The following is an 11839-nucleotide window of genomic DNA, read 5'->3' as shown; positions in this document are numbered from 1 at the left end:
CGAGCATCGCGCGCCAGGCGGGATCGCGCCGCGCGGCGGCCTGCGCGAGCGGCGGGCCGTCGCCGCCGGGGCGAGGCATCACGCCCGAGGGGACCGCTCGCACCGCCCGGTCCTGTCCGCGCGCGAGCCGCGCGAGGAAGCGGAGCCAGTCGCCCGCGGCGTGGCCGCTCGCGAGCGCCTCGAGCCGCTCGGCCCGGGCGCGGAAGAGGAGCGGAGGCTCCGGCAACCGGAGCGGCGGCGGCGCGTCGCCCGGCGTGATCGGGAGCGCGGCGGGGCTCAACGCACGGTCTCCCGGCCGCGCGCGACCCTGTCGTACCAGCCCGGGTGGTGGTAGCGGGCCCAGCGGCGGGTGACCCAGCCCTGCGTCATCGCCCGCATCGACCCGCGCGTCCAGACGGCCGCGTAGATGTGGATGCCGATCCCGACGAACATGATGAACGCGAAGATCGCGTGGATCACCGACGCGATGCGGCGGCCGAGGAGCGGGATCGACGGCGCGATGTACGGGCGCCAGATGAAGATCCCCGTCACGAGCAGGCCGACCACCATCGCGACCATCGACCAGTACATCGCCTTCTGCCCGGCGTTGTACTTGCCCTCGACGCGCGCCTCCTCGCGGCCGTTCATGTACGCGAACATCCGGCGGAGCCACTGCCGGTCGGCCGGGGAGAACAGGTTCTCGCGCCAGAGCCGCGCCGCGTAGGCGAAGAACAGGATCGCGAGCGCGACCCCGATGAACGGGTGCAGGATCCGCATGAACGTCGGCGTCCCGAACCAGAGCGAGATCCAGTAGAAGAACGGGTGGAACAGGGCGAGGCCGGAGAGGAACAGCACGACGTAGGCGAGCGCCACGGCCCAGTGCGTGAGCCGCTCGCCGGTGGAGTAGCGCTGCACCGCGTCGGGCGGCCGCGTGGTCGCGAACTCGTGCTGCGTGCCCGGATGCATCTCGGTCGCCATGGCCTACTCCCCCTCGCGCGGCGGCCGAGCGTCCGGATCGACCGGCCCGACCTTCATCCAGTGGAAGAACCCGGCCACGACGACCGAGACCATCGTGAGCACCCCGAGCGTCCGAGCGAACCCGCTGCGCCAGAGCGAGACGAGGGGCGAGATGCTGGCCTCGCGCGGCATCCGGTACAGCGCCGGGTCGCCGTGGGGCATCACGTAGACGACGTGCGTGCCGCTCACGCCCGGCGGGTCGTAGACCGCCGCCTTGTCGAAGCCGCGCTCCTTCAGGTCCACGAGCCGAGCGTTCGCGATGTCGATCATGTCCTGCTTCGCCCCGAAGCTGAGCGCCTGGGTCGGGCAGGTCTTGATGCAGGCCGGCTCGAGCCCGACCGCGACGCGATCCGAGCAGAGCGTGCACTTGTAGGCCTTGCCGTCCCTGACCCCGTAGCGCGGGATGTTGAAGGGGCAGCCGGTCTGGCAGTAGCCGCAGCCGATGCAGTTGTCCTGCTGGAAGTCGACGATGCCGTTCGAGTACTGCACGATCGCGCCGGGCGCCGGACACGCCTTGAGGCAGCCGGGGTCCGCGCAGTGGAGGCAGCCGTCCTTCACGATGAGCCACTGCAGGCCCTTGTCGGCGATCTCCTCCTCGTAGAAGCGCATCACCGTCCATGTGCGGTCGGTGAGGTCGATGGGGTTGTCGTACGACCCTCCCAGCTGGCCGACGTCGTCGCGGAGGTCGTTCCACTCCATGCACGCGGCCTGGCAGGCCTTGCAGCCGATGCAGCGCGAGATGTCGATGAGCTTCGCGACCTCGAGGCGCTCCCGTACGTCGGGGGCCCGGGTCTGGCTCGCGGAGCGGCGGCGGATGTCGAGCGATTCGAGCGCCATGGCCGCCTCCTCTAGGCCACGCCGAGCTTCTCGACGTTCACGAGGAACGCCTTGAACTCGGGGGTCTGGACGTTCGCGTCGCCGACGAACGGGGTGAGCGTGTTCGCGAGGTAGCCCGGCTTCGTGAGCCCCTCGAAGCCCCAGTGGATGGGGATCCCCACCGTGTGGACCGTCTTGCCCGCCACGGTGAGCGGCCGGATGCGCTTGGTGACCACCGCCTTCGCGACGATCTCGCCGCGGTTCGAGCGCACCTTGATCCGCTCGCCGTCGCGGATCCCCTTCTCCTTGGCGAGCGCCTCGCCGATCTCCACGAACTGCTCGGGCTGGAGCACGGCGGGGATGCGCGCGTGCTTCGTCCAGAAGTGGAAGTGCTCGGTGAGCCGGTAGGTCGTGGCGGCGTACGGGAAGTGCTCCGCCGTCCCGAGCGCGGCCTTGTCCTCGGCGTAGATGCGCGCGGCCGGGTTCGTGCTCGCGACCGGCTTCTCGTGCATCGGGTTCCGCGCGAGCGGGCTCTCGAACGGCTCGTAGTGCTCGGGGAACGGACCCTCCGCCATCTTGTCCGCGCCGAACAGCCGCCCCACGCCCTCGGGGTTCATGATGAACGGCGCCATCCCCGACTCGGGCGGCTGGTCCACCTTGAAGTCCGGCACGTCCGCCCCGACCCACTTCTCGCCGTTCCACTTCACGAGCGTGCGGCGCGGGTCCCAGGGCTTGCCGGTCGGATCGCAGGAGGCGGCGTTGTAGAGGACGCGCCGGTTCAGGGGCCAGGCCCAGGCCCACGCCGGGGCGAGCCCGAGCCCGCTCGGATCGGCCGTCTCGCGGCGGGCCATGTTGTTCTTGTCGGTGTAGCTGCCGGTGTAGATCCAGCAGCCCGCCGCCGTGGAGCCGTCGTCGGCGAGCTGGCCGAACGTGGTGAGCTGGTCGCCGCGCTTCACCAGGATCTTCGTCTTGTCCTTCGGGTCGGGGAGATCGGCGAGCGCCCAGCCGTTGTACTCGCGCGCCACCTCCTCGGCGGACGGCGCGGAGGCGATGGCGTACGGCCAGGTGAGCTTGACGATCGGATCCGGGAACGTCCCGCCCTCCTTCGCGTAGAGCCGGCGGATCCGGCCGAAGAGCTCGCCGACGATCTCGAGGTCCGTCTTCGCCTCGCCGGGCGGCTCCGCCCCCTTGAAGTGCCACTGCAGCCAGCGGCTCGAGTTCGTGAGCGAGCCGTCCTCCTCGGCGAAGCAGGTGGACGGCAGCCGGAACACCTCGGTCTCGATCTTGGAGGGCTCGACCGGGTTGAACTCGCCCGCGTTCCTCCAGAACGTGGAGGTCTCCGTGACGAGCGGGTCGATCACCACGAGGAACTTGAGCTTCGAGAGCCCGTCGATCACCTTCGCCTTGTTCGGCGCCGACGCGAGCGGGTTGAAGCCCTGGCAGATGTACCCGTTCACCTTCCCCTGGTGCATGAGGTCGAACACCGCGAGGAGGTCGTAGAGCTTGTCGAGCTTCGGCAGGTACTCGTAGGCGAACTGGTTCTCCTTCGTCGCGGCCTCGCCCCACCACGCCTTCTGCAGCGAGACGAAGAACTTGGGGTAGTTCTGCCAGTAGCTCATCTGCCCCGGGCGCAGCGGCTTCAGGGTGCGCGGCGCGAGGTAGGCGTCGAGGTCCTTGTCCGTCTCCTTCGGGATCGTGAGGTAGCCCGGGAGCAGGTCGGAGAGGACGCCGAGATCGGTGAGCCCCTGGATGTTGGAGTGGCCGCGCAGCGCGTTCACCCCGCCGCCCGCCATCCCCATGTTGCCGAGCAGGAGCTGGATCATCGCCATCGAGCGGATGTTCTGCGAGCCGACCGAGTGCTGGGTCCAGCCGAGCGCGTAGAGGCTCGTCATGGTCCGATCGGCGGGAGCGGTGGACGCGATGGTCTTGCAGACCTGGAGGAACTCCTCCTGCTTCGCCCCGGTGATCGACGAGACCATCTCGGGCGTGTAGCGGGAGTAGTGCTTCTTCAGGAGCTGGTAGACGCAGCGCGGATCCTGGAGCGTCGGATCGACCTTGGCGAAGCCGTCCGGCCCGAGCTCGTAGGTCCAGCTCGCCTTGTCGTACTTGCGGCCCGCCTCGTCGTAGCCGGAGAAGAGCCCGTCGTCGAAGGTGAAGTCGGCGCGGACGATGAACGACGCGTTCGTGTACGCCTTGACGTAGTCGTGCTGGATGGCGTCGTTCGAGAGCAGGTAGTTCATGACGCCGCCCAGGAACGCGATGTCCGTCCCGGGGCGGATCTGCACGAACTGATCGGCGACGGCGGCGGTGCGCGTGAAGCGCGGGTCCACCACGATGAGCCGCGCCTTGTTGTGCGCCTTCGCCTCGGTCACCCACTTGAAGCCGCACGGGTGCGCCTCGGCGGGGTTCCCGCCCATCACGATGATGACGTTGGCGTTCTTGATGTCCGCCCAGTGGTTCGTCATCGCGCCACGGCCGAACGAGGTGGCCAGACCGGCCACGGTGGGGCCGTGTCAGACACGTGCCTGGTTGTCGAGCGCGGTCATCCCCATCGCGCGGAACACCTTGTGAGTGAGGTATCCCGACTCGTTCGAGGACGCGCTCGCGGCGAGCATCCCGACGCTGGTCCAGCGGTTCACCGGGACGCCGGCGGCGTTCTTCGCGATGAAGTTCTTGTCGCGATCGTCCTTCATGAGCCGGGCGATCCGGTCGAGCGCCCACTCCCAGGTGACGCGCTGCCACTCGCTCGAGCCGGGCGCGCGGTACTCCGGGAACTTGAGCCGGTGCGGGCTGTTCACGAAGTCGAGCAGGCTCGCGCCCTTGGGGCAGAGCGTGCCGCGGTTCACCGGGTGGTCCGGATCTCCCTCGATGTGCACCAGCCGGAGGCGCGCGTTCTTCGAGCGGTCTCCGAGCCCGTACATGAGGATGCCGCACCCGACGGAGCAGTACGGGCAGGTGTTCCGCGTCTGCGTCGTGGAGGCGAGCTTGAAGTTGCGGACGTCGGCGAGGACGCGATCCGGCGCGAAGCCGAGGGCGCCCAGGCTGGTAGCGCCGATTCCGGACGTGGTCAGCTTGAGGAACTGCCGTCGAGACAGGTTCATGGATGGTCTCCGGGATCGTCCCTGGTGCCGCCCTGGCATGCTGGCCCTGTGTGCGGCAGAAGGTCGCGGAATTTTGGGGAATCCTGCTCCGGGACCAAATTGTGCTGATCGCCCGCCGTTCATGACGCATCGCGACGGCGCGGTGCGGGAGGATGGCAGGGACTGGCGCCGTTCCGCGCGCTCGCGTGACGACCGCCGGGCGGAGCGCGAGCCACCTCCCGAGAGGCGCCGTCGTGCGGCCTCCACCGGCCCGCCGGCATCGGCGAGCGACCCGGGCTCGCAGCTCCGGCCGGGGCGTCGTATCCTGCGCCGTCATGGTCGTCCGAATCGAAGACGTCGCGCCGGTGGTGCGCGAGGCGCAGTACGCCGTCCGAGGCCCGATCGTCGCCCGCGCGCAGGAGCTCGAGCGCCAGGGGCGCGAGATCATCTACTGCAACATCGGGAACCCCCAGGCCCTCGGCCAGCGGCCGATCTCATGGGTCCGGCAGGTGCTGGCGCTCGTGGAGTACCCGGAGCTGCTCGACCGCGTGCCCGCCGGGACCTTCCCGGCGGACGCCGTCGAGGTCGCGCGGCACGTGCTCCGCGCCTCGGAGCACGGCCTCGGGGCCTACACGGAGAGCAAGGGCCTCCGCTTCGTGCGCGACGCGATCGCCGACTTCATCCACGCCCGCGACGGCATCCCGGCGGATCCCGAGGCGATCTTCCTCACCGACGGAGCGAGCAAGGGCGTCCAGTCGGTGCTCCGGCTCCTCATCGCGGACGCCCGCGACGGCGTCCTCATCCCGACCCCGCAGTACCCGCTCTACTCGGCGACCATCACGCTCTACGGCGGCGCGGCGGTGCCGTACACGCTGGACGAGGCGGCGCAGTGGGGGCTCTCCCTCGCCGACCTGGAGCGCTCGTACGAGCAGGCGCGCGCCCGCGGGATCCGGCCCCGGGCGATCTGCGTCATCAACCCCGGCAACCCCACCGGCGCCGTGCTCGACGCGAGGAACGTGGAGGACGTGCTCCGCTTCGCGCGCGAGCGCGGGCTCGCGGTGCTCGCGGACGAGGTCTACCAGGACAACGTCTACCTGCCCGGCGACCGGTTCGTGTCGTTCGCGAGCGTGCTCGAGCGGCTCGGCCTCCGCGACGTCTCGCTCTTCAGCTTCCACTCCGTCTCGAAGGGCTACCTGGGCGAGTGCGGGCACCGGGGCGGCTACCTCGAGTGCCGCAACGTGCCCCCGGCGGTGATGGACGAGATCACGAAGCTCCAGTCGATCGCGCTGTGCGCGAACTCGGTCGGGCAGATCGTGACCTACCTGCTCGTCCGGCCGCCGCTGCCCGGCGAGCCGTCCCATGAGACCTGGACGCGAGAGCGGGGCGAGGTCCTCGAGAGCCTCCGCCGCCGCGCCGCGATCGTGGAGCGCGGCCTCGACGCGATCCCCGGCATCTCGTGCAACCGGGTGGCCGGCGCGATGTACGCGTTCCCGCAGATCACCCTGCCCGAGGGAGCGACCGACACCGAGTGGTGCCTCGCGCTCCTCGAGGAGACCGGCATCTGCGTCGTCCCCGGCGCCGGCTTCGGCCAGCAGGCCGGCACCTGGCACTTCCGCACCACCATCCTGCCGCCCGTCGAGCAGCTCGAGGCGGTGGTGGAGCGGATCGGCCGCTTCCACGTGAGCTTCTGCGAGCGCCGCCGGCGGTGAGCCACGCCTGACGCCGGGCCCGCGCGAGCGCGGCGCCTCGCGCGCGATCACGCCGGCAGGAGCGGGCCGATCGCACCGAGCAGGTCGGCGAGCCGGGTCGGCTTTCCCAGGTGGAGGTCGAAGCCGGCCTCCCGGGCCCGCGCCCGGTCCTCGGGGCCCACGTAGCCCGTCAGGGCGACGAGCGGGACCCTGCGCAGGCCGGGATCGGCCCGCATCGCGCGCGCGACCCCGTAGCCGTCGAGGTCCCCTGGCAGCCCGATGTCGCAGATGACGAGATCCGGCGCTCTTTTCCGGGCGGCCGCGAGCCCCGCCTCGCCGTCGGACGCGAGCGTGACCTCCATCCCCTCGAGCTCGAGCGCATCGCGCAACGTCTCCGCGGCGTCCGCGTTGTCCTCGACGACGAGCACGTGCGCGACGCGCGGCGGGGCACGTGGCGCCGCCGCCTCCGCCGCCGCGAGGGGCGGATCGAGGAGCGGCAGGCGCACCGCGACCTCCGTCCCGGCGCCCCGGCCGGCGCTCGTCGCGCTCACCGTGCCGCCGTGCAGCTCGACGAGGCGCTTCACGAGGCTGAGGCCGAGGCCGAGGCCGCCGCGGGAGCGCGCGAGGCTGCGGTCCGCCTGCGAGAACGGCTCGAAGATGCGCGGGAGGACGTCCGGCTCGATCCCCTCCCCCGTGTCGCGGACCTCGAGGAGCGCGGCGCGCGCCGGCCCTTCCTCGAGCCGCACCGTGACCGCGCCGCCGCGCGGCGTGAACTTCGCCGAGTTGGCGAGCAGGTTTCCCACCACCTGCGCGAGCCGGGTCTCGTCGCCCTCCACGTGGAGCGGCGCCGGCGGCAGCTGCAGGATCAGCGCGACGCCGATGGCGTCGAACCCGGCACGGTGATCCTCGACGGTGTCGCGGACGACGCGCGCGAGATCGAGCCGCTCGCGGACGAGCTGGATGCTCCCGCGCGTGATCCGGGTGAGGTCGAGGAGGTCGTCGACGAGCCGCGAGAGGTGCCCGATCTGGCGATCGATGACCTCGCGCGCCCGCGCGGCGCGCGCCGGGTCGTCCGGAGCGCGCGCGAGGAGGTGGAGCGCGTTCCGGATGGGCGCGAGCGGATTCCGGAGCTCGTGCGACAGGATCCCGAAGAACTCGTCCTTGCGTCGATCGGCCTCCGCGAGCTGCTCGGCGATGGCGCGGTAGCGCGCCTCGCTCTCCTGGCGCGCGCGCTCCGCCGACTTCTCGGAGGTGAGGTCGATGACGAACGCAGCGACGCCGTCCTCCTGGATCGAGAGGCCGACGAGGATCGGCACCCGCGTGCCGTCGCCCCGCACGCACTCGCTCTCGTGTCGCGCGCCGACCTCCGGGTGCAGCCACTCCGGCGGCCGCACCGGCCCCAGCCGGAACCGCTCGGCCTCGAACTCTTCCCGCGTTCGGCCGACGATGCGCAGGTACTCGTCGTTCGCGAACTGCACGGTGGCGTCTCTGCTGATGAAGAGGATGCCGATGGGGGCGTCCTTCGCGAACCGCTGGAAGCGGCTCACCTCCGCCTCCATCGCGCTGAGCCGGAGCTGCTGAGCGAGCAGGCTCATGTCTGCTGCCATGCCTCCGAGGTCCCGCGTCTCGGCGAAAGCTGCGTCCGGCGAGCCGGCGAGGCGCGCTCGCCCAGCCGTGGCGCACCCGTCCCTCCGTCAAGGCAGCCCTGACGCGCTCACCCCGCTCGGTGCCGGCGCCTGGCGTTCGGCGGAGCCCGCCACTGCGGGTATATGGTCGTCGTGATGAAAGGGCATCTCCTCGAGGTGGACGAGGTCGCGGCGCTGATCCGCGAAGGGGAGACGCTGCTGCTCGCCGGGGACGAGACCCCCCTCAGCCGGCTGCCCAGGGGCAGGTGGATCGGGGGGACCATCCCGTACTTCATGAGCGAGGAAGGCGGCGTGGTCGATCGCCACCGCATCTTCGTCGAGCGGCTCCCCGCGCCCTCGGAGTACGTCGCGATCCGCCGCTACGACGAGCGCGAGATCGCGCGCGTGTACTCGGACCTGCCCGCGGGCTCGATGGGCGTGATCATCGCTCCGTACGCGAGCGGCGTGCATCTCTCGTTCGCGCTGAACGCGCCCAGGTACGAGAAGTTCGCCACTGCCCCGCTGTTCGGGTGGATCTCCGGGGTCCACTCTCCGAGATCGGCAAGACGAGGCCCAAGGTGTTCGAAGGCACCACGGCCGAGGCGCTGGAGCACCACGCCGTCGTGATGCAGGTCGCCTTCCCGCCCGGCGCGCGCGCGGAGATCGCGATCCTCAACATCTTCGAGGCGGGGACCGGGCCCACGATCACCTTCCCGGCGACCGGCTTCTCGGCGACCCTCGCGGAGATCGACGGCCGGGAGCGCAACTTCGCCGAGTACGTCCGGGAGACGCGCCTCGACACGCGCCTGCCCCTCGTCGCCGACTACCTCGGGGCGGCGATCAACGTGAGCTTCCAGTCCGTGGACCCATCCCGCGGCGAGGTCCGCTTCTACGCTCCGGTGTTCGCGGGGGTCCGATACCGCCACGCGCGACCGATCGAGGACTACGTGGACGCCTTCGTCTCGGCGCTCCCCACCGGGATCGCCGAGCGCGTCGCGCTCTCGTGCAACTGCGTCGTCAACTTCGTCAACTCGTCGCTCGAGGGCAGGACCACCGGAGACATCGTCGGCCCGATCACCTTCGGCGAGATCGCCTACCAGCTCCTGAACCAGACGATGGTCTACCTCACCGTCTCGCACGCAGGGTGAGTCGTCCTCAGAACGGCGGCGACGGCACCGCCGGGCACGCCGACACGTCGCCGAGCGAGCAGGGCCACGCGCCTCCGCAGCTGAACGCCGCGGGATCGTCCACGTAGACGAGGCACGCGGCGGGATCCCAGCACTCGCGGAAGCCGCCCGTGACCCCGGCCACGGTGCGGAAGCCCACCGCGGCGCGCCCCGCCGCCGCCGCGTCGAAGGAGGCGGTCGCGACGAGCAGGTCGCCCTGGGCGTTCCGGAACGCGTAGGTGAACGTGCCGCTCCGGTCGGCGTAGCCCTCGAAGCGGTAGCCGAACTGCGCGAGGCCGAAGCCGTCCTGGTCGAGGAGGAGCCCGATCCGCACCGGCTCCGCGGAGCGGTCGTACTCCACGCCCATCCGCCCCCGCGGCGTGCCGGCGTCGGCCATCCCGAGCGTCCAGAGCGCGTCGAAGTCGAGCCCGAGCGTCCCCTTCCCGAGCGAGGCGGACGCGCCCTCGAACGAGCCGGCGAGCACGGTCGTCCAGGCGCCGCCGCCGGAGACGCGCGCGTCGAACGCGTACGCGAACGTGGGCGGCGCCTCCGGGCCCGCAGGGTACTGGCGCAGGAGCGTCACGCGGAGCTCGCGCCCCGGGTGCCGTCCGTCGGGGAACGGCCCCCACCCCCGGGCGTCCACCTGCCTCCAGGAGGGCGGCTCGCGCCGGACGACGTCCACGAGCCCGAGCAGGAACTCGACCGCGGAGTTCAGCCGGTCCGACTCCGGCTTGGCGCGCAGCCACGTGTCGGCCGCGCGCGTGGGGCAGGCCGCGACCTGCGCCGAGGCTCCGGCGCTCGCCGCCGCGTCCTGCGGGACCTCCACGCGCAGATCGGCGCGGCTCGGCACGGCGGCCAGGAACCGGAGGTCCTCGGTCGAGTAGTCGCCGCAGGCGCAGAGGCCCAGGCAGAGCGCGAGGACGATCAGCCTATTCACCGAGCGCATACTCCACCCCCAGCATCCCCTCGACGAACCCGAGGCTCCGGTTCTCGTCGACGTTGTAGAAGAGGTACGAGAGCCGCAGGCGCGCCACGGCGGCGAGGCGCGGAGAGACGCGCCAGGCGGCGCCGCCCACGAGCCCCGGCGTCACGGTGAAGAACGTCTGGCTCGGCAGCTCCTCGCGCGCCGGGAAGCTGCGCCCGAGGAACGTGAGCCCGATCCGCGCGCCCGCCGAGAGCACCACCGGTCCGAGGACGAGGTCCTTCCAGAGCGAGGCGCCCCCCGCGATCTCGGCGAACTTCACCGGGATGGGCTCGACGCCCGGCATCCGCAGCGTGCCGGCGCCGCCACCCAGCGCGGCGTCGATCCCCCAGGCGAGCCCGCGCCCGAGATCGTCGCGGACCGCGAGCTCGAGCCCGCCGAGCGCCGCGGGCGGGAAGAGCCCGTCGCGCGCGGCGCGGTCGAAGAAGCGCTGCGCGCCGAGCCCGGCCAGGAGGGCCCAGCGCGTGCCCGAGAAGCCCTTCTGCGGGTCGCGATCGAGCCGGACCCGGTCCATGCGCGCGTCGTCCACGACGGCCGGCGCGGCGCCGGTCACGGCCACCGGCGCGACGAGGAGCGCCGAGTCGTCGGCGAGCCGCTTCTTCACGGTGTACCGGCCCGCCGGGAGCGCGACGCGCCGCTCCACCCCTGCCCCCTTCGCCACCTCGGCGACGGCGCGGCCTGCGCCGTCGAGCACGACGTAGAGCCCCTCCGCGGCCGCGGGCAGGAGGAGCCCTCCTGCGACCGGGGCGAGGTCCGTGAGGACGAGATCGCCGGAGCCGCCGAGGTCGTAGAGAAACACCGGGTGCTGGACGCCCCCCGCGCTCGAGGCGGTGGAGCCGACGGTGCGCGCGTACGCGTAGGCGTAGGCCTCGGCGAGCGTGACGCGCCCGTCGCCGGAGGCGTCCGCCGCGCCGAGGAGGCCCGACGCCAGGTGATGGGTGAACCAGCTCGCCCCGATGGTGTCCGACTCCTGCGAGTCCTCGTCCCCGGCGGACGAGGCGATGAGCACGAGCCCGCGGGGCCCCTCCTCCGCCGCCGAGACGTCGAAGGCCGGCGCGGGGCGGACGCCCTTCGCCCGGGCGATGGCCCCCGAGCGGCAGGAGTCCACGAGGCCCACGCGGACGTCGGCGGGCGCGGCCTCGAGCGCGGCGCGGAGGTCGCCGAACGGCACGCGGCCGCTCCCGAGCCGGAGCGCCCCGTCCTTCGCGTGCCCGGAGTAGTAGACGAGCAGCACGGTGCGCTCGCCGCGCGCGCGCGCCGCGCCGGCGCGGTCCGAAAGCTCTCCGAGCGCGCGCATGAGCTCGCCGGCGCTGCCGGAGAGGATGAGCCGCGCGTCCTCCGGCCTGACCCCGCCGACGCGCGTGAGGATCCCGTGGATGCGGCGCGCGTCGCGCTCGGCGTAGCGCAGCTTCGCGGTCCCGGGCCCGCCGTCGGGCGCGCCCGCGACGAGCGCGAAGCGGTGCGGCTCCGCCGCGCCGGCTCCGGC

At 72.1% G+C, this 11839-nt stretch carries 8 protein-coding genes and 1 pseudogene; 2 read left to right on the top strand and 7 right to left on the bottom strand.

Translation table 11 applies throughout. The features are described from left to right. The 4 genes from fdhE to fdnG form a co-directional block, all read right to left on the bottom strand. Positions 1-280, bottom strand: a 280-nt coding sequence (gene fdhE / locus MNZ29_RS21625; RefSeq protein ID WP_242356687.1) for a formate dehydrogenase accessory protein FdhE, incomplete at its 3' end; no start/stop codon positions are given. Next, positions 277-957, bottom strand: coding sequence for a formate dehydrogenase subunit gamma (locus tag MNZ29_RS21620; RefSeq protein ID WP_242341065.1), 681 nt, complete (start codon positions 955-957; stop codon positions 277-279). The genes MNZ29_RS21620 and fdhE, both read right to left, overlap by 4 nt. Before the next feature lie 3 nt (positions 958-960). Then, positions 961-1833 (bottom strand): formate dehydrogenase subunit beta, encoded by an 873-nt coding sequence (fdxH, locus tag MNZ29_RS21615; protein ID WP_242341064.1) that lies wholly within the window; start codon positions 1831-1833, stop codon positions 961-963. An 11-nt stretch (positions 1834-1844) separates the two neighbouring features. Continuing rightward, entirely contained in the window at positions 1845-4913 is a 3069-nt protein-coding gene (gene fdnG / locus MNZ29_RS21610) for a formate dehydrogenase-N subunit alpha (protein ID WP_242356685.1), read from the bottom strand. A gap of 314 nt (positions 4914-5227) precedes the next feature. Between fdnG and MNZ29_RS21605 the strand changes: the two genes are divergently transcribed. Continuing rightward, on the top strand, positions 5228-6601 hold the full coding sequence (locus tag MNZ29_RS21605) for an aminotransferase class I/II-fold pyridoxal phosphate-dependent enzyme (protein WP_242356683.1): 1374 nt from the start codon (positions 5228-5230) through the stop codon (positions 6599-6601). 47 nt (positions 6602-6648) lie between these two features. On the opposite strand, the gene MNZ29_RS21600 is transcribed toward MNZ29_RS21605, so the two are convergent. Further along, positions 6649-8175, bottom strand: a complete 1527-nt coding sequence (locus MNZ29_RS21600; RefSeq protein WP_242356681.1) for an ATP-binding protein — start codon at positions 8173-8175, stop codon at positions 6649-6651. Between the two features lie 174 nt (positions 8176-8349). Here MNZ29_RS21600 and MNZ29_RS25160 point away from each other — a divergent pair. Further along, a pseudogene (locus MNZ29_RS25160) lies at positions 8350-9353 on the top strand (hypothetical protein). A 7-nt stretch (positions 9354-9360) separates the two neighbouring features. Here MNZ29_RS25160 and MNZ29_RS21585 read toward each other — a convergent pair. Beyond that, positions 9361-10308 carry a hypothetical protein gene (locus tag MNZ29_RS21585; RefSeq protein WP_242356675.1) on the bottom strand — a complete coding sequence of 316 codons (948 nt, stop codon included), beginning with the start codon at positions 10306-10308 and terminating at the stop codon, positions 9361-9363. Further along, a partial coding sequence (locus tag MNZ29_RS21580; RefSeq protein WP_242356673.1) for a caspase family protein occupies positions 10301-11839 on the bottom strand: 1539 nt, incomplete at its 5' end. The genes MNZ29_RS21585 and MNZ29_RS21580, both read right to left, overlap by 8 nt.

Source organism: Anaeromyxobacter sp. SG64, from assembly GCF_022690745.1.
Taxonomy (GTDB): Bacteria; Myxococcota; Myxococcia; order Myxococcales; family Anaeromyxobacteraceae; genus Anaeromyxobacter; species Anaeromyxobacter soli.
This window is presented reverse-complemented; position numbering and strand designations above follow the sequence as displayed.